The organism is Streptomyces sp. A 4/2, assembly GCF_940670765.1.
Lineage (GTDB): Bacteria > Actinomycetota > Actinomycetes > Streptomycetales > Streptomycetaceae > Streptomyces.
The window spans coordinates 269792-289651 of record NZ_CALNVW010000020.1 but is presented as its reverse complement, the minus strand read 5'-3'; the positions used below and the strand labels follow the sequence as shown (position 1 = coordinate 289651).

Genomic DNA, 19860 nt, shown 5'->3' with positions numbered 1-19860 from the left:
GAGCTCCGTCACGCGCATAGTGGACGGGTGAGCGGTCAAGTCACAGCAATGGCACGGGATCCGGTCCGGAGAGGGCGTGTGATGTCGATGCCGGCATCAGCACCCCGCTGCCGGGTGCCTGCCCCGGCATACGCCTCTCACCGCTCGATTCGGTCCCGCATCCCCTCACCGCGCCCTCTGGAAGGCGCTGGAAGGACATTCGTGACTCTGTCCACGCCCTCGGCCCCGGCCTCGACCCCTGCCTTAGCCGGGACCGTGCCGCGCCGGGAGTACTGGTTCGGCCTGCCCGCCCTGCGTACCAGTGCGAGATCCGCCCGCGACACCGTGCGCGACCGGCTCCGTGCTTGGAAGCTGCCCGGCGACACATGTTGCGACGCGGTGCTGCTGGTCTCCGAGCTGACCACGAACGCCGTACTCCACACCGGCAGCGGTCATGTCCTGTGCGGCCTCACGCTGACCAGCGACGAGCGGCGTCTGCGCATCGAACTTCACGACGAGGGCAGCACCCCGGTCCGCCCGCCCGAGCACCACATCGGTCCCGGTGGGGAGAGCGGGCGAGGGCTGCTCATCGTCCAGCAGCTCGCGGACAGCTGGGGCTCCGCACGCTCGACACGGGCCGAAGGGAAGTTCGTCTGGGCCGAGTTGGCGACCCACCCCTGATGCGGTGGCAAACCGGACGACGCCGCACATGGCGCCGGTCCCGTCGGCGACAGCCCGGATGGAGCGTGACCAGAACCGGTCGGCCGCGCACAGGGCCGGCCGCTCCGTCCGACGACAGCGAACGTACGGCCTGCTACGTCCCCTTCGCGGGGCGGAACCTCTCCACCCCGATCCGTCTGCAGAGGGCGCCCATGACTCCCCACGGTGAAACCGCTTCTCCCGTCGTTCTGTACGTGTGCGCCGACCGCGCCCGGGGCGCGGTCGGGGGAGCCGCGCAGCGCGCGCAGGCGGAGGGTCACGCGTTCGCCCAGGAGCGCGGACTGACGATCGCCGAGGTCGTCACCGACACGTACGGTGAGCCCGATCCGGCCCGGCGCAGAGGATGGCGGCGGGTGAGACAGCTGGTACAGACGGGCCACGTCACCGCGGTACTCGTCCGCTGGCCCTGCGCCATCGCCCCGGAGTCCGCGCGCGAACTCCGGCACCGTGAGGCCGACTGGCTCCACGGCCAGGGCGTGCGCGTCCGGTACACCTGGGCGCCCTTGTCGTCACAGGGCTGCGACGTCCGGTGATGCCAGGCCCTGGCTGATGCGCGGAACCACGCCGGCACCCTGATCGAAGGCTCCGTGCGGCGATAGGGGGAGGTCACGGACGATGACGACGTGGAGAGCGCCTGCCGGGCATCTGCCCTGGTCAGGCGCCCCTCTTCTGCGTCTAGAAGAAGCCCAGCTTCTTCGGCGAGTACGACACCAGAATGTTCTTCGTCTGCTGGTAGTGGTCGAGCATCATCCGGTGGTTCTCCCGGCCGATGCCCGACTGCTTGTAGCCGCCGAACGCCGCGTGCGCCGGATACGCGTGGTAGCAGTTCGTCCAGACCCGGCCCGCCTGGATGGCACGGCCCGCCCGGTAGGCGGTGTTCATGTCCCGGGTCCAGACGCCCGCGCCGAGGCCGTACAGCGTGTCGTTCGCCGTGCTGATCGCGTCGTCGAAGTCCGAGAAGGACGTCACCGCGACGACCGGGCCGAAGATCTCCTCCTGGAAGACCCGCATCCGGTTGTCGCCCTCGAAGATCGTCGGCTGGACGTAGTAACCGCCCGCCAGCTCACCGTCGTACTCGATGCGCTGCCCGCCGGTCAGGATCTTGGCGCCTTCCTGCTGGCCGATGTCGAGGTACGAGAGGATCTTCTGCAACTGGTCGTTGGAGGCCTGCGCGCCGATCATCGTGTCCGTGTCCAGCGGGTGGCCGGGCACGATCTGCTGGGTGCGGGCGATGCCCGCCTCCAGGAACTCGCTGTAATGGCCACGCTGGATCAGCGCACGCGAAGGGCAGGTGCACACCTCGCCCTGGTTGAGCGCGAACATCGTGAAGCCTTCGAGCGCCTTGTCCCGGAAGTCGTCGTCCGCCGACCACACGTCGTCGAAGAAGATGTTCGGGGACTTGCCACCGAGTTCGAGGGTGACCGGCTTGATGTTCTCGGAGGCGTACTGCATGATCAGCCGCCCCGTGGTGGTCTCGCCGGTGAACGCGATCTTCGCGACGCGCGGGCTCGACGCCAGAGGCTTGCCCGCCTCCGAGCCGAAACCGTTGACGATGTTGACGACCCCGGCCGGCAGCAGATCGGAGACCAGGCTCATCCAGAAGTGGACGGAGGCCGGGGTCTGTTCGGCCGGCTTGAGCACCACCGCGTTGCCGGCGGCCAGCGCGGGCGCCAGCTTCCAGACGGCCATCAGGATCGGGAAGTTCCACGGGATGATCTGACCGACCACGCCCAGCGGCTCGTGGAAGTGGTATGCGACGGTGTCGTCGTCGACCTCGCTGAGCGTTCCCTCCTGGGCCCGCAGCGCCCCCGCGAAGTAACGGAAGTGGTCGACGGCGAGCGGGATGTCGGCCGCGAGGGTCTCGCGTACCGGCTTGCCGTTCTCCCAGCTCTCGGCGACCGCGAGTTCCTCCAGATGCGCCTCCATCCGGTCGGCGATCTTGTTGAGGATGTTCGCGCGGTCACCCGCCGACGTCCGGCCCCAGGCCGGGGCCGCGGCGTGGGCGGCGTCCAGGGCGCGTTCGACGTCCTCGGCGGTGCCTCGGGCGATCTCGGTGAAGGGCCGGCCGTTGACCGGGCTCGGGTTCTCGAAGTACTGGCCGCGGGCGGGCGGGACGAACTCCCCGCCGATCCAGTGGTCGTAGCGCGACTCGTACGTGACGATCGCGCCCTCGGTACCCGGCGCTGCGTAACGGGTCATCTCAGTGGCCTCCCGGATTCCGCGCCGCCCGCCGTCGGACGGCGCCCGGGGCCGACGTTAGGGAGCGCGAGGTTGCAACCTGGTTGCGGCGGCGCTCGGGAGAGCGGCCAGGCCGGGGGCACCCGGTCAGGAACGCTGCCAGGAGTCGAGCTCGTGCACCCGGGCGAGCGCGGACGAGCGCTGGGACACGGGCAGCGAGACGGCGAGGGCGCGCCAGACGGACAGGTCGTCCTCGCCCCACGGGCTGTACGCCCAGTCCGCCAGCAGCCCCGGATCGCCCCGCGCGATCAGTGCCGAACGCAGCTCGGCCGCCAGCCGCTCGCGCAGCCGGACCACCCCGGGTGCCCGGGACCCGGGTAACAACGGACCGGTGTAGGCGCTCATCGCCGAGGTGACCGCGCCGGAGGCCAGTCGGCGTGCCACACCGTCGAAGTCCGTGTCGACGGGCGCGGTCAGCCGGTACGGGCGCGAGCGCAGCAGCTCGGGGCCGAGCACCCCGCGCAGCCGGAAGAGCTCCGCGCGCAGGGTGACCGGGGTCACCGACTCGTCCTCGTACAGCTGCACCAGCAGCTCGTCACCGGTGACGCCCTCCGGACGCCGGGCGAGGAGGGTGAGGATCTCGCTGTGCCGGCGGCTGAGCGCGGTCTTGCGGCCGTCCGCCACGAGCAGTGCCTCGTCCCGTCCCAGTACGGACAGCTGTACGGAGCCCGTGGCGGGCGGCGGCGCCAGCAGCGCGAGTTGCGACTCCGCGGCCCGCGCCACCGCTCCCACGAAGGCCAGGCTGTGCGGATGGGCGAGCCGGTCGCCGCCCGTGATGTCCACCGCCCCCAGCAGCCGGCCGGTGACCGGGTCGTGGACCGGTGCCGCCGCGCAGGTCCAGGGGTGGACGGGGCGCTGGAAGTGCTCGGCGGCGAAGACCTGCACGGGACGGTCCACGGCGATCGCCGTACCGGGTGCGTTGGTCCCGGTTGCCGACTCCGCCCAGCGGGCCCCCGGGACGAAATTCATCCGGCCCGCCTGCCGCCGGGGCGTGGCGTGGCCCTCCACCCACAGCAGCCGGCCGTGGGCGTCGCACACCGCGAGCAGGTGTTCTCCGTCCATGGCGTAGGCGCCCATCAGCTCCCGGAACAGCGGCATCACACGGGCCAGCGGATGCCCGTCCCGGTAGGCCGCGAGCCCGTCACCGGACAGCTCGACGCTCGCGGTGCCCTCCCGGCTGACGTGCGCGCGGGCGGAGCGCTGCCAGGAGTCGGCCACCACCTTCCGTACCGGGTGCTCGACCCGTCCCGCCGCCGCGAACGATTCGTACGCCCCGCGCAGCGCTCTGCGGCGGCGTGCGGGGTCGGCACCCGCTTCGAGAGCCACCCATGTGTCGGTCAACTCGGCCTCCCCGGCCCCCGGGTGCTCCGGACACGGCCCATCGTCACCCCGGCGGCGGGGCCGGGCAAGCTTCCTGTCAGGCGAGGTTGACCAGTCGGATGTAACGGACCCAGTCCCAGTGGGGTCCGGGGTCGGTGTGATCCGTCCCGGGGACCTCGACGTGCCCGATGATGTGGGTACGGTCCTTCGGAATGCCGTACCGGTCGCAGACGGAGGCGGTCAGGGCCGCCGACTTCGCGTACAGGGCGTCGGTGAAGTACGCGGGCTGGTCGACCCAGCCCTCGTGCTCGATCCCGACGCTGCGGGTGTTGTAGTCCCAGTTCCCGGCGTGCCAGGCGATGTCGTGCTCACGGACGCACTGCGCGACGTATCCGTCGGCGGAGCGCACCACGTAGTGGGCGGTGACCGCTTTCGCCGGGTCCTGGAAGATCGTCAGTGTATTGGCGAAGGTCTCCTGCGTGACATGGATGACCACCCGGTCGATGGCATAGGCCGAAGGGCGGTTGGAGGCCGTGTAGTTGGCGGTCGACGCGGGTGTCCAGTGGGCGAGGGGGTAGTCGGTGCCGTCCGTGGAACCCGCTTCGGCGTGGGTGGCGGGCAGCACCACGCCGGCCGTCACCGCGAGCGCCGCGCTCTGGAGGAGTCGTCTGCGGCTGGGACCTGATCCGTTGCGTGCCATGTGTCTCTCTCCTTGTGTGGGGGGAACGCGTTGTGTCGGGGAACGCAGAGGCCGGAGGACCGGTGCGCGCACCTGGGTTTGCGACGTCCGCGCAGGTCACGGACGGGGCAGTACGGCGGCGACCTCCCTCAGGTGCCGGTGCAGGCCGCGGTGGGGTTCGCCCGCGGGCAGCCACTCCTTGCGGATCTTGGCCACGCAGGTGTAGTTGGTGTCGCAGACATTGGCGAGCGGGGCCTCGCCCGCCTGCGAGATCAGTTGGTACGCGTCCAGTTCGGACAGTCCGTAATCACGGGACAGCCACTGCACCAGGTCCAACTGCGAGATGCGGAAGGCGTCTTCGAGGGGCCGCGCGGAGCCGGTCGAGAGGAGATGGGTGTCGGACTCCAGCCGGGGCCAGGGGGTTGCCACACCCTTGAGCAGTTCCACCACCACGACCGTGTTCATGGCGCACTCCACAGCTACCCCGCAGGTCTCGCCCTCCCCCTGACGGGCATGACCGTCGCCGAGACTGAGCAGCGCTCCCTCGACATTCACCCCGAGGTAACACGTGACGCCCGCGCGCATCTCCGGGGTGTCCATGTTCCCTCCGTGCGCGTCGGGCACCAGCGCGGACCGTACCTCCAGATTCGCGGGCGCCACGCCGACCGTGCCGTGCATCGGGTCCATCGGCAGGGCGATCTCGATGTCGCTGTCCCGCGCCCGGAAGAGGCAGGTACGCCGCTCCCTGTCGAGCTCCCACATCCATACGACCTCGGGCAGCGGCGGCTGCAAGGTGGCCGTCGTATGCGTGGAGGTCAGCGCCCCGAAGAGCGGGACGGTCGTCGACGCCGCCCAGTCACGGGCCGGTTCGACGGACACGAAGTGCACGGCCACGGTGTCACCGGGCTCCGCCCCCTCGACGTGGAAGGGGCCGGTCTGCGGATTGAGGAAGGGGAACTCGCAGACCTCGGACACCAGGTCCTTCGTGGAGCGGACCCGTCCCGCGAAGCAGTCCTCGGTGAACAGGTCGAGGACGGTGCCGGGCGCGATGCGCGCCACCGGGGCCGCCCCGCCGAACGTCCAGGCGTAGTCGCCCTCCTGGGGCCGTACCTTCAGGATGCGCGGATCGGTCATCGGTTTGCCTCTCCTGTGATCTCCTCGGGGTCCTGCGGTTCGTCCAGGTGGACCCGTCCGGTCTCCGCCAGCCGTTCCGGATGCCTGCGTGCCAGTACGGCGAGGACCACGACGCCGATCAGCATCCAGCCACCGACGACCGGACCCGCGTACGAGACGGGCGGTTTCAGCTCCGAGACGAAGTCGAAGGCGGGTATCCCGGCGGCCGTCAGCAGTGCCGGGACGAAAGCGGCGATGCCCAGCAGCGGGAAGAGCAGATGCAGCACCGGACGGAACGCCTCGCGTCTGCGCCGCAGGAAGTACCCGGCGCAGGCCAGGTTCACCACGATGTACACCCCGATGACCACCGTCACGATGACCGTGGCGAGCAGGGCGAACGCCGTCACCGGGTCGTAGGCGAGGCCGAGCCCCAGCACCGTGGCCACCGCGACGACGAACTGCACGGCGACACCGACCACCGGGGACCGGTGTCGCGGATGGACGCGGGCGAAGGGGCGCGGGAACACCCCGATGCGGCCGAGTGCGAAGGCGGTCCGGGTCGAGACGTTGGAGCACGCGTTGGCGTTGGCGATGGTCGAGTTGACCACGGCGAGGAAGAGCACCACCCAGAACAGTCCGAACGACGCGCGGGCCACCCCCTCCCAGGAGGCCGCCCCGGACACGCCGAACCCGGCGAAACGGTCCGGGCCGAAGTACACCGACATGGCGTACGTCGTCAGGACGTAGACCAGACCGATCGCCAGCGCCGCTCCGAGCACCGCCCGCCGCGTGGTCCGTCGCGGGTCCCTGGCCTCCTCGGCGAGGGGCGCCGCCGCCTCGAATCCGGAGAAGGCCAGCACCGTGTAGACCGAACCGGCGAAGACGCCGCTGATCCCGCTGTATCCGCTCGCCGTGTGCGAACTGCCGAAGACCGAGAGGGTGTTGGCGTCACCGGCCTTCGCGATCAACAGCACGGCGAAGACGAGGAAGACGAGCACCTCGAAAATGCCGAGGACCGTGCCGAGGCGGGCGGACGCCCGTACGCCGAAGAAGCCCGCCAGCGCGATGATCACGGCCCCTGCCAGCGACCACGGCCACCACAGGTCCGTCGGGAAGGACGCCCACTCCTGGTGCAGGGTGCCGGCCGTGGTGAAGCCGAGCTGGAGCAGCAGGAGGGCTGGTACCAGCGCCTCGACGAAGACGTATCCCCATCCGACCAGGAACCCGACCGCCGGGTGCAGTCCCCGCGCGGAGTAGGTCGCCACCGAGCCCGCCGCGGGTAACTCCCGTGCCAGCTCGGCGACGCCGGAGGCCGTGAACAGACAGGCGACCAGCGCGACCAGTACGGACAGCGGCAGACTCCCGCCCGCGAAAGCGGCACCCGACGGGATGGAGGCGGCGATGGCCGCGGCGGGGGCCATCGCCGTGATGCTCTGGAAGAGGACCTCACGCAGCCCGACGGCATCGCGCCGTAGCCCTGGGTTCGGTTCCCCCGGCATTCTTCGACTCCCTGTGTCCGTCGGCCGGCACGAGTCCCGCGGGCCATACCGTACGGGCAGAACCAGGCGGGGTGGAAGAGGCCAGGGCGTGTGACGAGGCGGATCCCCAGGTTGCAATGAATCCTCCATCTCCCTTGTCAGGAGGGCGAGTTGAGTGATTCCTGACGTAGCAGTGGGCCGGCCTCCGAGAGGGTGGACCCGATCCGGTGCAGAGCTGCCTCGTCCACCGCGAGCGGGGCGAACACGGGCCCGCGCGCGGTGTCCCACCGGCGTGCGACCTCGGCCGGATCCTCGCCGAGCAGCACACCGGCGGCCTGCGCCGCCGCGCCCAGCGCGACCAGCTCCTTCGCGTCGGGCACCCGGACGGACCGGCCCGACAGCCGCCGTACGGTCTCCCGCCACGCCGTGCCCTGCGCGCCGCCGCCTATCAGCAGCAGCGCTGCGGCAGGGTCGGCGTCCGCGTCGAGTACCTGGTCCAGCGCGGCCAGCAGGGCGAAGACCGCGCCGTCGTAGGCCGCCTGGAGCAGCTGACCGCCCGTGGTGTCGTGGCGCAGCCCGTACAACAGGCCTGCCGCACGCGGCAGATGAGGCGTGCGCTCGCCGTCCAGGAAGGGCAGCACCACCGGGCTGCCGCCCGCCTCGACCGCTTCCCGGTCCAGCTGGAGCAGTGCGGCGATCCGGTCGACGGCCAGGGTGCAGTTGAGTGTGCAGGCGAGCGGCAGCCAGTCGCCGCGCGCGTCGGCGAAGCCGGACACCGTGCCCGAGGGGTCGACGGGCCGTCGCCGGGAGACCGCGTACACCGTGCCCGAGGTGCCGAGGCTGAGTACCGGCTGTCCGGGGCGCAGCCCCAGCCCGAGCGCCGCGGCTGCGTTGTCACCGGTCCCGGGGGCCACCAGGGTGCCCGGAGCGAGCGGGAGGCCGGTCAGCCGGCGTACGCTGCCCGCGGGTTCCGTGGGGCGTACGACGGTCGGTAGCAGGGCGGGGGAGAGGCGGGCCAGCGAGAGGATCTCCTCGTCGTACGCCTCCGTCGCCGTGGCCCACCAGCCGGTGCCCGACGCGTCGCCGCGATCGGTCGTCCCGTGCCCGGTGAGCCGTTCGGTGAGGTAGTCGTGCGGCAGGCGGACCGCTGCGGCGGCGCGGGCCGCCTCCGGCTCGTTCTCCAGCAGCCAGGCCCACTTGGTGACGGTCGTGGCCGGTCCCGGCAGCCCCCCGGTCCGCTCGGCCCAGGTGTCCGGGCCGCCGAGCTCTTCGATGAGGCGCTCGCTCTGCGGCGCGGAGCGGACGTCGTTCCACAGCAGCGCGGGGCGGACCGGACGGCCTTGTCCGTCGAGTGTGACGAGTCCGTGCTGCTGCCCGCCGATCGCGACGGCGGCGGCCCGGCCGACAGCGGGTCCGCACTGCTGGAGCGCGGACATGAGCGCCTGCCACCACTGCTCGGGATCACTCTCCCGCGCGCCGCCGGACCCCGAGACGGAGTGCGGCGCCTGCCCGCTCGCGACGACCTGCCCGGTCCCGGAGTCGACGACCAGCACCTTGGTGGACTGGGTGGAGGAGTCCACGCCGACGACAAGGGGGCCTTCGGGTGCTGCCATCGGTCGTTCTCCGCTCTGAGGGCCGTTCGCGCGGGCGCTGCTACGGGGGCATCGTGATGCCTCTGGATACTAATTTGTTCACAGCCGTGACGAAACAGTCGTGGGAGCCCGTCGACGCCGACGCCCCCGAGCCGTCGAACAGAACGGCGGCGCCTCCCGGGAGGAACGGGAGACGCCGCCGTCATCTCCTGTACGGAGATCGAGGATGGTCAGCAGTGGTGGGGCACGTTGCTCTTTGTCGTTGTCCTCGAGTCGATCCCCCCGAACCGGCTTGGATAACGTTGCCGCAGGTCAGATGTGTGATCAATCGCCCGCGCGGGTGGGTGCGCGGAACTGTGTTCGAGGCGCGTGCGGACCGGCCCCCCGCGCCCCGGCGTCCGCCGCTCTGCCCCCGGCGTGTTCACCGGGGACCGGAGCCGCACCCGTCCGGCCTTCGCGGTCCCACCCCTACGCGTCGGCCACCGCGGCCAGCGCCGCCGCCGGGTCGTGATCGGCCGGTCCCGCGGGCGTCCATCGTCCGCGCTCCTTGCGGTACGGCCACCAGCGGCCGTCCTGCCCGTAGCGGAGCTGCGCATCGGTCCCCACCACCGTCCAGCGGTTGCCGTCGGCCCGGAGCCTCGGGCGCGAACCCCCCTCCCAGGCGTGGTCGAGCTGGGCGAGGGCCCGCGTCAGCTCTGTGGGTCCGGGGGCCCACCGCTCCTCCAGCACCGACAGCGCTGTCGAACCGCCGCAGCGCCAGGCCCGAACGGCGAGAGCCAGTTCGGCGCGCTCCCGCCCCGAGCCCGTGGCGAGGCGGGCTGTGATCCGTATGTCCGACGTGCCGGCAGCCATCCGTACAGCGTCCTGCCGCGAAGTCAACTCGCCCTCGACGGGCTGGTGTTCGTGCTCCGGTGCCAGGGCGTCGGCCAGCAGGGTCGCCGCGCGTGCGGCTGCGTCCGCCGCCAGGAACTCCAGGGCGTCGGGGTCGATCCCCGGGGCCGGGCCCGACTCCGTGTCGAGGGACGGTGGCTGTCCGGGCTCGTCGGGCACCGGCGGCGGAGAGGGCAGCGGAGGCAGCGTGTCCCAGGCGGCGAACGCCTCGTCGGCCCGCACGCCCTCGGGCGCGCGCGGCTCCTCGTGCGCCCCGCCGTCCGCCGGCTGCGCCGCACGGGCGACGCTCCGCACCTGCAACTCGTCGAGCAGCTCGCGCTCGTCCTTGCCGCGCATCAGCAGCAGTACGAACGGATCCTGGTCCAGAAGCCGTGCCAGCTGATAGCAGAGCGCCGCCGTGTGCGAGCAGTGGTCCCAGGCCTCACAGGAACACTCCGGCTCCAGATCGCCGATGCCGGGCAGAAGTTCCACCCCGGCCGCCGCCGCGTCCTCCACCAGATGGGGCGGCATCTCCCGGTCCAGCAGCGCCGCGATGTGGCCCGCGCTGTCGACCGCCATGTCCAGGAAGCGGTCCCACTCCTGCTCCGTCAGCTGTTGCAACAGCACATCACTGCGGTACGGAGTGGAGTCGGATCCCCGTACGACAGCGGTGATCCGGCCGGGCCGTACGGACACCGCTCCGACCGCGCCCTCGCGCGCGTATCTGCGGCCCTTCTTCAGCTGCGCGCCGTCGAGCGCCGTCTCCTCAAGGGCCTTCAGCCAGGCGTGGCCCCACCAGGTCTGTGCGAACCCCCGGCCACCTGCGGGCGCCAGGGCGGCGAAGGTGCGCCCGGGTGTGTCCGTACTCATCGTCGGCTCCCTCGCAGCTCGACCAGGTCCGCCAGTTCGGCGTCGGTCAGTTCGGTCAGTGCGGCCTCGCCCGAGCCGAGCACCGCATCCGCCAGTTCGCGTTTGCGATGGAGCATGGCGGCGATCCGGTCCTCGACGGTGCCCTCGGCGATCAGCCGGTGCACCTGGACCGGCTGGGTCTGCCCGATCCGGTACGCCCGGTCGGTGGCCTGCGCTTCGACGGCCGGGTTCCACCAGCGGTCGAAGTGCACCACGTGCCCCGCACGGGTGAGGTTGAGCCCGGTACCCGCAGCCTTCAACGACAGCAGGAACACCGGCACTTCACCGTCCTGGAAGCGGTCCACCATCTCCTGACGGCGCGGGATCGGCGTGCCTCCGTGCAGGAACAGGGTGGCCACCCCACGAGCCGCCAGATGCTGCTCGATCAGCCGCGCCATCTGCACGTACTGCGTGAAGACCAGCACGCCCGCGCCTTCGGCGAGGATCGTGTCGAGCAGCTCGTCCAGCAGCTCCAGCTTGCCCGAACGCCCCTCGATCCGGGGCTCGTTCTCCTTGAGGTACTGCGCGGGATGGTTGCAGATCTGCTTCAGCGCCGTCAGCAGTTTCACCACGAGGCCGCGGCGGGCGAAGCCGTCGGTGCCCGAGATCTCCGCGAGGGTCTCCCGTACCACCGCCTCGTACAGGCCGGTCTGTTCCCTGGTGAGCGAGACCGCCAGATCGGTCTCGGTCTTCGGCGGCAGCTCGGGCGCGATGCCCGGATCGGACTTGCGCCGCCGCAGCAGGAAGGGGGCGACCAGCCGGGACAGCCGCTCGGCCGCCCCGGGGTCCTTGCCGCCTTCGACGGCCTGGGCGTACCGGGTACGGAAACTGCCCAGCTTGCCCAGCAGTCCCGGGGTGGTCCAGTCCAGGATCGCCCACAGCTCGGAGAGGTTGTTCTCCACCGGAGTGCCGGTGAGCGCCACGCGTGCATGAGCGCCGATGGTCCGCAGCTGCCGGGCCGTGGCGGAGTACGGGTTCTTGACGTGCTGCGCTTCGTCGGCGACGACGAGCCCCCACCCCACGTCGGCCAGCTTCGCGGTGTCCAGCCGCATGGTGCCGTACGTGGTGAGGACGAACTCGCCGTCCTCAAGGGCCTCCAGGCTCCGTGCGGAACCGTGGAAGCGGCGTACGGCGGTACCCGGCGCGAACTTCTCGATCTCGCGCTGCCAGTTGCCCATCAGGGAGGCAGGGCAGACCACCAGGGTGGGGCCCGCGGAAGCCTCGTCGCTCTGGCGGTGCAGATGCAGTGCGATCAAGGTGACGGTCTTGCCGAGGCCCATGTCGTCGGCGAGGCAGGCACCGAGGCCGAGCGACGTCATCCGGTGCAGCCAGTTCAGCCCGCGCACCTGGTAGTCGCGCAGGACCGCGGCCAGCGCGGCGGGCTGAGGGATCGTCAGCTGTCCGGTGTCCTCCCGCCCCTCGGGGTCGGCGAGCCGGTCGCGCAACCGGGCCAGCCAGCCCGTCGCGGTGACCTCCACCCGCGCGCCGTCGACCTCGGCCGTACCGGTCAGCGCGGCCCCCAGCGCGTCGATCGCAGTGACCTTGCGGTCCTGGGTACCGCGAGCGCGCCGGGCCTCTTCGGGGTCGATCAGCACCCACTGGTCGCGCAGCCGCACCACGGGCCTGCTCGCCTCGGCGACGAGGTCCAGCTCGGCACGGCTCAGCTGCTGACCGCCCAGCGCGAACCGCCAGTTGAAGGCGAGCAGCGCGTCGGCCGACAGAAGAGGGGGCAGGTCCGACGTGGAGCGCTGTGCGGCGTCGGGCGCGGCGGAGTCCTCGCCCGGCGGACTGTCGGCCGGGCCGATGACGGCGCGCGCGGTGAGCTTGCGCGACAGCTCCCTGGGCCAGTGCACCTGCACGCCTCCGGCGGCGAGCGCCCGAGCTGCCTCACCGAGCAGCTCGGTGACTTCCTCGTCGGCGAGTTCGACCGTGTCGGGCACGGCGGCCGACAGCAGAGGGGCGAGGGGCGTCCAGGCGCGCGCGGCCCGGCGCAGTGCGAGCAGGGCGTCCATCCGGGCCCGTGGGGCGAATCCGGTCGCGGTACCCGACCAGACGTCCGCGGCATCGGCCATCAGGGACGGGTCGCTGACGCTGTGCATCTGCAACACCGCCCGGAAGGCGGGCCCCACAGCCCCCTCGCCACCTGACGCGGTGAGGCCCGACACCTCCACCCGCAGGGAGATGCGTACGCCCGCGTCCTGGCCTGCCGCGACATCGGCCGCCCAGGCCTGCTGTTCGGGCAGGTACTGCGGTGCGGCGGTGGCGAAGGCGGCGCCGCCCGCGGCGAAGGGAGCGGCGGGTGTGCGTGGCAGTGCGTCGGCCACGGCATCGAGGAAGGCGCGTACCAACTCCTCGGGCGCGGGCAGGCGTACGGGCTCCTCCTCGGGGTCCAGCGGCACCGCGTGGGCGGTCGGCGGCATGGCGGCGGCGAGTTCCCGGACGCGCCGCAGGTCATCGGCGTCGAGGGGGCCGGCCCGCCATGCGTCGTGGCCGGTGGCGCTCAGTCCGGGCAGCAGCCGCCCACGGGCGGCGAGTTGGAGCGCGAGCACGGCGGCCGAGCCCCAGAAGGCGACAGCCGGTGAGGAGTGTCCGGCAGCGCGACCCCGGGTGAGAACGGGCAGGGCTTCCTGTACGGTCAGCACCATCGTTCGTACGGAGTACGGGCGTGTGTCGCCGCCGACGACGAGCAGTTCCTCCATGGAGCCGGGGCTCGTGGGCGGCTCGTTGCTATCGGGGTGCCAGAAGGCGACCCGTCCGGTACGGGCAGGGTCCGCAGGCAGGAAGACCGCGGAGCAGCGGGACAGTTGGGCGATCTCGGAGAGCGTTGCCGTGGGGAGTCCGTGCACAGCGATAGCGCATTCCTCAAATTTGACTACTGTGGGCCGGGATCGCCGAGGGTACCTCACCAGAGGTGCTGCCGGTGACGCCGCCACCGTGCGGCACGTCCCTCCCCGGTTCACGGTGCAGGCAGCCCACCCCTGCGACGGGGGGCTGGCACCCCTGCTGTGCCGGGTGGTGACGCCATGGTCCCCGGAGTCTCGAAACCATACGTTTCATGAGGTCAGCGCATGGGCCAACAGACCGGAGACCGACATGCCAGAGACCGCCTCGATGCTCGCCGAGCCCGAGCAGAAGACGGGCAGTGACTTCGCCCCCCTGTTGAGGACGGTGAAGGCACATGGACTCCTGGCGCGCCGTACCGGCTGGTACGTCCTCAGCATGAGTACCAATCTGCTGGCGCTCGCCGCGACGGTCGCCGGCATGGTCCTCGTCGGGGACTCGTGGTGGACGCTCCTGCTCGCGCTCCCGCTGGCGGTCTTCTGGTCGCGCACCGCCTTCTTCGGGCACGACGCCGGACACGCGCAGATCTCCGGCGACCGCCGGGTGAGCCGGGCGGTCGGGCTCTTCCACAGCAATCTGCTGCTCGGTATGAGTTACGGCTGGTGGAACGACAAGCACAACCGCCATCACGCCAACCCCAACCACGTGGACAAGGATCCCGACGTCGGTGTCGGTGTCATGGTGTGGACGCAGAAGCAGGCGGCGGACCGCGAGGGCTTCTCCCGCTGGCTCACCCGCAACCAGGCACAGCTCTTCTTCCCGCTGCTGCTGCTCGAAGGCATAGCTCTGAAGATCTACGGATTCCAGACCGTGCTCTCGAAGGACGAGTGCCGCCAGCCCACCCGCGAGCGGGTCGTCGAGGGACTTCTGCTGCTCACCCATCTCGCCGCGTACGCCGCGCTGCTACTGACGGTGATGTCACCCGGCAAGGCGGTCGTCTTCGCCCTGGCGCACCACGCGCTGTTCGGGCTGCACCTCGGCATGACCTTCGCACCGAACCACAAGGGCATGGAGATGCCCGACCCGGACGGCGACCGCTGGGGACACCTGCAGCGTCAGGTGCTGACCTCGCGCAACGTACGCGGGGGAGTCCTCACCGACTGGTTCCTCGGCGGGCTGAACTACCAGATCGAGCACCATCTCTTCCCGAGCATGCCGCGACCGCATCTCCGGCTCGCCCAGTCGCTGGTGAGCGAGCACTGCCGCTCGCTGGGAATTCCGTACGCGCAGACGTCGCTGACCGATTCGTACCGGCAGGCTCTGACCCACATGTACGAGGTCGGCGCACCGTTGCGCTCCGCGTAGCGGAACTGTTGGGAGCTCCTGTGCGTTTCATGTACAGAGAGCGGCATTGGCCGCTGAGGAGGCGTGCGATGTCCAAACCCGCAATGATCGCTGTCGGTGGTGTGGTCCTCGGCGTCATTCTGATCCCACTGATCGGATTCCTGCCTGCACTGCTGGTCCTGGTCGGGGTGCCTGTGGCGGCGTATCTGCTGCTCGACCCGAGCCAGCGCAGGCGGCTGCGCAGGATCACCCGCAAGGAGATAGGCCGCTGACCGGTCGGCTCGCCCGGCCGCGTCGGCCGCGTCGGTGAATGCCGGAAGCGCAGCCGACGCGGAAGGGCGGAGTGCGGCCCGGACAGACAGTTTCTGGTCGCGTGGCTGTCGAAGCGGCACGGTCCCCGTCAGGCGGGCCGTGCCGCCATTTCGTCCAGCGCCGCGAGCAGACCGGGCAGCTCGGGCCCGCGCCCGACCGGCACCACGTCGCCGGGGCGGTCGTCGAGGAGAACGAAGGCGATGTCGTCGGTCCTGGCGACCAGGGACCAGCCGGGGCCGTCGGCCCGCAGCGTGCGCGCCCCGCCCGGTGCGAAGGCCGACCGGATACGTCCCAGCGGCGGCGGGGAGTCCACATAGCCGTGCAACTCCTCGATGACCCGCCGGGCCGGGCCCGACGGCCTGCCCCCGGAACCCTCCGCGGCGACGAACGAGATCCCGTCGCCGATCTGCGCCCGCCAGTCCGCCCACCGCAGGGCGATCTCGTCGGCCCCGAGCCGTCGTTGGGCGGGCCCCCAGGTGTCGGCGCCGGGCGGGGCGAGCGGCGGGCGGCTGCCCTCCGTCAGTCCTGCGGGGTCGTGCGGCGCGGGCACATCCGGCGCGGCGACCGCGACGTCGAGGGGCCAGCCGGGTAGGGACACGACGATGGACCGGTCCTCCGGCGAGAGGCCGTACTCCATACCGCAGTCCCAGGACGCGATGGCCACCGCGACCAGCGGCACGTCGTCGATCACCACGGTCCAGCGTGCACCGAGTCCGTCCTGCCCCAGTACCAGCCCGTATCCGCCCGGATGCGGATCGAGACCGAGTGACCCGCACGCCGCCGGGAAGTCGTCGCCGAGCACACCCGGAAACTGCGCTGGTGTCAGCAGTACCGCGGTCAGCACATACAGTGCGTCCTCCTCGGCAGCGCCCTTCCCGGTCACGGCGGCCTCCTGGTCGATCAGTCGTCGGCGCACCTTAACCAGTGGGTAACCCCGCCGTCGAGAGGAGCGGACGAACCGGCTCCGCCCGGCAGGTGCGTTCAGCCCTGGTGCACAGCCACCGCGAGGAACCGGCCGGGTTCGTCGCTGTACGAGGTCAACTGCCAGCCCGCGGAGGCGAGCTGCGGACGCAGCATCGACTCCGCGCGCAGGTCGTTCGCGCCGAGCTGCCGCCCCTGCCGGGCCGCGAGGGCGGCCCTGCCGATCGGGTGGAAGAGCGCCAGTAGGCCTCCCGGTCGGACAACTCGCGCCAACTCGCGCAGATTTGCTTCCGGCCGCGGCAGATGGGCGATCAGCCCGGCGGCGAACACGGCATCCAGCGACTGTGTGAGCAGCGGAAGTTGTGCGACGTCCGCGAGCAGGAGCTGTGCCTCGCGCTGCCGTCCCGCACGTGCGGCGGACGCCAGCATCTCGGGGGTCAGGTCGGCCCCGATGACGAGACCGGCCGGCCCCACGGCCTCGCGCAGTGCGGGCAGGGCCCTTCCGGTACCGCAGCCCGCGTCGAGGACGGCGTCACCGGGGCGCAGCCCCAGTGCGGCGACAGCAGTGGCGAAGGCGGGCGCGTCGTCGGGGAAGCGTGCGTCCCAGCCGGCAGCCCGCACGCCGAAGAACTGCTGGACATGTGTGTGGTGGTCATCGGCCATGGAGCGATGATCCCGCAGCCGGTGCCTGGGCGTCCCCTCTCTTCAGTCTCTCTTCAGTACGTGGTTTCGCTTACCATAAAGAGCAGCAAATGGGGCATGTTGGCCCTTCGTTTTTCCTGAACGGCCGATCGGGTGGGATGCCTCCGGAGCGGAGGAGGAACGAGATGGCTACGAGCCATGCAGTGCGCGCGCCCCGACGCCACTTCGTGCTGGACGAGCATCTGCCCGTCGACCACAAACTCAGCCGTGTCTACCGTTTCGGCGCCGGACTCATGGGTCTGGTCCTGGTGGCCTTCGGCATACTGGGCCTGATCGACAAGATCGGCTTCTTCAACACCGGCGGCGACATGGTGGCCGGCCTCAACACCAACGGAGCGCTCAGTGTCCTGTCGATCGTGATCGGGGGACTGCTGCTCGTGGGCGCCGCCATCGGCGGGAACGTCGCATCGATGATGAACATGGTGATCGGCGTGGCCTTCATCGTCAGCGGCTTCGTCAACCTCGCCCTGATCGGTACCCGTTTCAACTTCCTGGCCTTCCACATGCAGAACGTCCTGTTCAGCTTTGTCGTCGGCCTTCTGCTGATGACGTTCGGCATGTACGGGCGGGTGTCCGGCGGCCTTCCTCACGACAACCCGTACTGGCGCGCCCGGCACGCGCAACGCTGACGCGCCCGGTCATTCCACTGTCACCACCACCGAGTGCCAGCCGGTCGCGCCGTTCGGGATGGTGCCGACGCGTTTGCCGGTCTGGGTCGCGCCCGTACGGTCGGTCGCGCGGACGGTCAGTGTGTGGGTTCCGGACGAAGTGGGCTTCCAGGGGAAGGACCACTGGCGCCAGGTGTCCGTGGTGTCCTGAGCGGCCAGATGGGCCTTGCTCCAGGGTCCGTCGTCGATGCGTACCTCGACGCGTTCGATGCCACGGTGCTGTGCCCAGGCGACTCCGGCGATCATGACGGTGGTGCCCGCCTTGAGGCGGGCGAAGGACTTGGGCGTGTCGATCCGTGACTCCGTCTTGATGGGTGCCTGCTTGGACCAGCCGTGGTTCACCCAGTACGGGTCGTAGGCGTCGAACGTGGTGAGTTCGATGTCCTGGATCCACTTGCACGCGGAGACATATCCGTACAGGCCGGGGACGACCATCCGGACCGGGAAGCCGTGCGCGAAGGGGAGCGGCTCACCGTTCATGCCGAGGGCGAGCATCGCGTCGCGGCCGTCCATCAGGTCCTCGACCGGACTCCCGATCGTCATTCCGTCCACGGAGCGGGCCACCAGCTGGTTCGCCGGGCCGCCCCGGGAAGGCGGCTTCACACCCGCCTCCTTGAGGACATCGGCCAGCCTGACACCGATCCAGCGGGCGTTGCCCACGTACGGCCCGCCGACCTCGTTCGACACGCAGGTCAGAGTGATCGTCCGCTCGATCAGGTCCCGGTGCAGGAGGTCCCTGAAGTCGAGCGTGAGCGGGCGGGTGACGCCCTTGCCGTGAATGCGCAGCTTCCAGCTGTTCGCATCGACCTTGGGCACGACCAGTGCGGTGTCGACCCGGTAGAACGTGGAGTCGGGAGTGATGAAGGAACTGACGCCCGGGACCCGGACCTGGGCTCCCTTCGGCACGGGAGCCGCCGGGGACGTCGGCCTGGGCAGCCGTACGGCGTTCCGTGACGCGACGGCGTTGTTCCCCTTGGCGTCGTTGAGCGCCCTGCCCAGGATCCCGGCGCCGGTGGACGCGGCGGCTGCGGCGGTCGCCGCGACGACGAAGCCCCGGCGGTCCCAGCCGGCCTCCGAGGGCGCCGGGTGCCCGGACCTCCGGAAGGGGAAGGCCGAGGTGAGCCGTCCGGCGAGCCAGTACAGCAGCAGGGCCCCGGCCACCGCGCCGACCACCGAGGGCACCGCGTCCACCAGACCGGTCGAGTCGGGGCGGGTGGTCGCCGCGGAGGCCCCGACGACACCGAACACCAGCACGCCGCTCGCGCCGACCCGGCGGTTGTACAGCGCCAGGAGTCCGAGGAGCGCGGCGATGACGGCAAGAACGGCGAGGATGCCGAGCTGGAGCACCAGCTTGTCGTTGGTGCCGAAATGGCGGATCGCCCAGTCCTTCAGCCCCGGGGGAGTGCGGTCGATGGCCGCGGCGCCCACCGCGACGATCGGCTCCGACTCGGGGCGGACCGCCGCCGACACCAGTTCCGCGACGGCGAGCGCCGCGTAGCCGGCGAGCAGCCCGGAGAGCGCTGCCAGTGGCAGGCGGATCCACTTGCTGGGTGTTTTCGTCACGCTCTGGTCTTCGGAACCGATGGCCCGCCGGATTGGTTTCCTCACGCGGATGAGTGATCCCAGGGGCATTCGGCTCAGCGACGAGGGGCCGGCGGGCCGGTCCTCAATCCGCTACCCGGGCCTGGGCGAGGACCTTCTCGATCGTCACGCGTACGAGGAGCTCGCCCGGTACGCCGTTGCGGGCAGCGAACTCCGCGGCGCGCTCCGCGCCCATGTACCGGGCTCCGATGCGACCGGCCCAGAGACCCACCTCGTCCAGGTCCTCACTCAGCGTCGCGCGCCCCTGGATCACCACGAACGCGAACGGCGGCCGGTCGTCGTCCACACACAGCGCGACGCGTCCGTCGCGTGCGAGGTTGTGCCCCTTGACTGTTCCCCTGCCCGTGTTGAACACGAGATCCGCGCCGTCGAGGACGAACCAGACAGGCGCGATGTGCGGGCTGCCGTCCGCCCGTACGGTCGACAGCTTGGCCGTGCGCGTGGACTCCGAGACGAACGCACGCCACTGGTCTTCACTCATCTGCTGTGCCATGGCGACATCATCGGCCGTCCTGGACGGCATCGCGAACCGAACGCTCCGGGAATGTGTCTTCTTGCCCGGAGCGCGGCAGTGGTGAAGGCTGGCCGTCATACATGGACACGGGGAACGAATTGAACGGGGAGGGGCGGGA

17 protein-coding genes are annotated in these 19860 nt (G+C 70.9%); 5 read left to right on the top strand and 12 right to left on the bottom strand.

Annotated elements, in window-relative coordinates:
* Nucleotides 1-201 precede the first annotated feature (201 nt).
* Together NBY69_RS15990 and NBY69_RS15985 are read left to right on the top strand one after the other, a co-directional pair.
* Nucleotides 202-660, top strand: coding sequence for an ATP-binding protein (locus NBY69_RS15990; protein ID WP_250301576.1), 459 nt, complete (start codon nucleotides 202-204; stop codon nucleotides 658-660).
* A 191-nt stretch (nucleotides 661-851) separates the two neighbouring features.
* Complete coding sequence (locus tag NBY69_RS15985; protein WP_250301575.1) at nucleotides 852-1232, top strand: hypothetical protein; 381 nt, start codon at nucleotides 852-854, stop codon at nucleotides 1230-1232.
* A 142-nt stretch (nucleotides 1233-1374) separates the two neighbouring features.
* On the opposite strand, the gene NBY69_RS15980 is transcribed toward NBY69_RS15985, so the two are convergent.
* The 8 genes from NBY69_RS15980 to NBY69_RS15945 form a co-directional block, all read right to left on the bottom strand.
* Complete coding sequence (locus NBY69_RS15980) at nucleotides 1375-2898, bottom strand: aldehyde dehydrogenase family protein (RefSeq protein ID WP_250301574.1); 1524 nt, start codon at nucleotides 2896-2898, stop codon at nucleotides 1375-1377.
* A 126-nt stretch (nucleotides 2899-3024) separates the two neighbouring features.
* Entirely contained in the window at nucleotides 3025-4278 is a 1254-nt protein-coding gene (locus tag NBY69_RS15975) for a GAF domain-containing protein (protein ID WP_250301573.1), read from the bottom strand.
* Between the two features lie 76 nt (nucleotides 4279-4354).
* Nucleotides 4355-4957 carry an N-acetylmuramoyl-L-alanine amidase gene (locus tag NBY69_RS15970; RefSeq protein WP_250301572.1) on the bottom strand — a complete coding sequence of 201 codons (603 nt, stop codon included), beginning with the start codon at nucleotides 4955-4957 and terminating at the stop codon, nucleotides 4355-4357.
* A gap of 96 nt (nucleotides 4958-5053) precedes the next feature.
* The gene (locus NBY69_RS15965) at nucleotides 5054-6070 is read right to left on the bottom strand and encodes an acetamidase/formamidase family protein (protein ID WP_250301571.1); all 1017 of its coding nucleotides are present in this window, start codon (nucleotides 6068-6070) and stop codon (nucleotides 5054-5056) included.
* Nucleotides 6067-7548, bottom strand: a complete 1482-nt coding sequence (locus NBY69_RS15960) for an APC family permease (protein WP_250301570.1) — start codon at nucleotides 7546-7548, stop codon at nucleotides 6067-6069. Before NBY69_RS15960 ends, NBY69_RS15965 begins: the two co-directional genes overlap by 4 nt.
* Nucleotides 7549-7685: 137 nt before the next feature.
* On the bottom strand, nucleotides 7686-9140 hold the full coding sequence (xylB, locus tag NBY69_RS15955) for a xylulokinase (RefSeq protein ID WP_250301569.1): 1455 nt from the start codon (nucleotides 9138-9140) through the stop codon (nucleotides 7686-7688).
* A gap of 447 nt (nucleotides 9141-9587) precedes the next feature.
* Entirely contained in the window at nucleotides 9588-10859 is a 1272-nt protein-coding gene (locus tag NBY69_RS15950) for an SWF or SNF family helicase (RefSeq protein WP_250301568.1), read from the bottom strand.
* A complete protein-coding gene (locus tag NBY69_RS15945; RefSeq protein WP_250301567.1) occupies nucleotides 10856-13744 on the bottom strand; it encodes a DEAD/DEAH box helicase in 2889 nt (962 codons plus the stop codon). The genes NBY69_RS15950 and NBY69_RS15945 overlap by 4 nt, the downstream gene beginning before the upstream one ends.
* A 247-nt stretch (nucleotides 13745-13991) precedes the next feature.
* Here NBY69_RS15945 and NBY69_RS15940 point away from each other — a divergent pair, with 247 nt between their 5' ends.
* The gene (locus tag NBY69_RS15940; RefSeq protein ID WP_250301566.1) at nucleotides 13992-15044 is read left to right on the top strand and encodes an acyl-CoA desaturase; all 1053 of its coding nucleotides are present in this window, start codon (nucleotides 13992-13994) and stop codon (nucleotides 15042-15044) included.
* A gap of 68 nt (nucleotides 15045-15112) precedes the next feature.
* On the top strand, nucleotides 15113-15295 hold the full coding sequence (locus NBY69_RS15935) for a hypothetical protein (protein ID WP_250301565.1): 183 nt from the start codon (nucleotides 15113-15115) through the stop codon (nucleotides 15293-15295).
* Nucleotides 15296-15423: 128 nt separating this feature from the next.
* On the opposite strand, the gene NBY69_RS15930 is transcribed toward NBY69_RS15935, so the two are convergent.
* Nucleotides 15424-16251 carry a hypothetical protein gene (locus NBY69_RS15930; RefSeq protein ID WP_250301564.1) on the bottom strand — a complete coding sequence of 276 codons (828 nt, stop codon included), beginning with the start codon at nucleotides 16249-16251 and terminating at the stop codon, nucleotides 15424-15426.
* Between the two features lie 65 nt (nucleotides 16252-16316).
* Nucleotides 16317-16919 carry a class I SAM-dependent methyltransferase gene (locus NBY69_RS15925; protein WP_250301563.1) on the bottom strand — a complete coding sequence of 201 codons (603 nt, stop codon included), beginning with the start codon at nucleotides 16917-16919 and terminating at the stop codon, nucleotides 16317-16319.
* Between the two features lie 137 nt (nucleotides 16920-17056).
* On the opposite strand from NBY69_RS15925, the gene NBY69_RS15920 reads away from it, so the two are divergent.
* Nucleotides 17057-17587: a DUF4383 domain-containing protein gene (locus NBY69_RS15920; RefSeq protein WP_374211278.1), complete on the top strand. Its 531-nt coding sequence runs from the start codon at nucleotides 17057-17059 to the stop codon at nucleotides 17585-17587.
* A gap of 9 nt (nucleotides 17588-17596) precedes the next feature.
* Here NBY69_RS15920 and NBY69_RS15915 read toward each other — a convergent pair whose 3' ends face one another.
* The gene (locus NBY69_RS15915; protein ID WP_250301561.1) at nucleotides 17597-19258 is read right to left on the bottom strand and encodes a molybdopterin-dependent oxidoreductase; all 1662 of its coding nucleotides are present in this window, start codon (nucleotides 19256-19258) and stop codon (nucleotides 17597-17599) included.
* Between the two features lie 34 nt (nucleotides 19259-19292).
* The gene (locus NBY69_RS15910) at nucleotides 19293-19721 is read right to left on the bottom strand and encodes a PPOX class F420-dependent oxidoreductase (protein ID WP_250301560.1); all 429 of its coding nucleotides are present in this window, start codon (nucleotides 19719-19721) and stop codon (nucleotides 19293-19295) included.
* Between the last annotated feature and the right edge of the window lie 139 nt (nucleotides 19722-19860).

Excerpts from the sequence above, each read along its gene's own strand:
- NBY69_RS15985 (WP_250301575.1), top strand. The coding sequence starts at position 852 with ATGACTCCCCACGGTGAAACCGCTTCTCCCGTCGTTCTGTACGTGTGC.
- NBY69_RS15980 (WP_250301574.1), bottom strand. The coding sequence starts at position 2,898 with ATGACCCGTTACGCAGCGCCGGGTACCGAGGGCGCGATCGTCACGTAC.
- NBY69_RS15970 (WP_250301572.1), bottom strand. The coding sequence starts at position 4,957 with ATGGCACGCAACGGATCAGGTCCCAGCCGCAGACGACTCCTCCAGAGC.
- NBY69_RS15965 (WP_250301571.1), bottom strand. The coding sequence starts at position 6,070 with ATGACCGATCCGCGCATCCTGAAGGTACGGCCCCAGGAGGGCGACTAC.
- NBY69_RS15960 (WP_250301570.1), bottom strand. The coding sequence starts at position 7,548 with ATGCCGGGGGAACCGAACCCAGGGCTACGGCGCGATGCCGTCGGGCTG.
- xylB (WP_250301569.1), bottom strand. The coding sequence starts at position 9,140 with ATGGCAGCACCCGAAGGCCCCCTTGTCGTCGGCGTGGACTCCTCCACC.
- NBY69_RS15950 (WP_250301568.1), bottom strand. The coding sequence starts at position 10,859 with ATGAGTACGGACACACCCGGGCGCACCTTCGCCGCCCTGGCGCCCGCA.
- NBY69_RS15940 (WP_250301566.1), top strand. The coding sequence starts at position 13,992 with ATGCCAGAGACCGCCTCGATGCTCGCCGAGCCCGAGCAGAAGACGGGC.
- NBY69_RS15935 (WP_250301565.1), top strand. The coding sequence starts at position 15,113 with ATGTCCAAACCCGCAATGATCGCTGTCGGTGGTGTGGTCCTCGGCGTC.
- NBY69_RS15925 (WP_250301563.1), bottom strand. The coding sequence starts at position 16,919 with ATGGCCGATGACCACCACACACATGTCCAGCAGTTCTTCGGCGTGCGG.
- NBY69_RS15920 (WP_374211278.1), top strand. The coding sequence starts at position 17,057 with ATGCCTCCGGAGCGGAGGAGGAACGAGATGGCTACGAGCCATGCAGTG.
- NBY69_RS15915 (WP_250301561.1), bottom strand. The coding sequence starts at position 19,258 with ATGCCCCTGGGATCACTCATCCGCGTGAGGAAACCAATCCGGCGGGCC.
- NBY69_RS15910 (WP_250301560.1), bottom strand. The coding sequence starts at position 19,721 with ATGGCACAGCAGATGAGTGAAGACCAGTGGCGTGCGTTCGTCTCGGAG.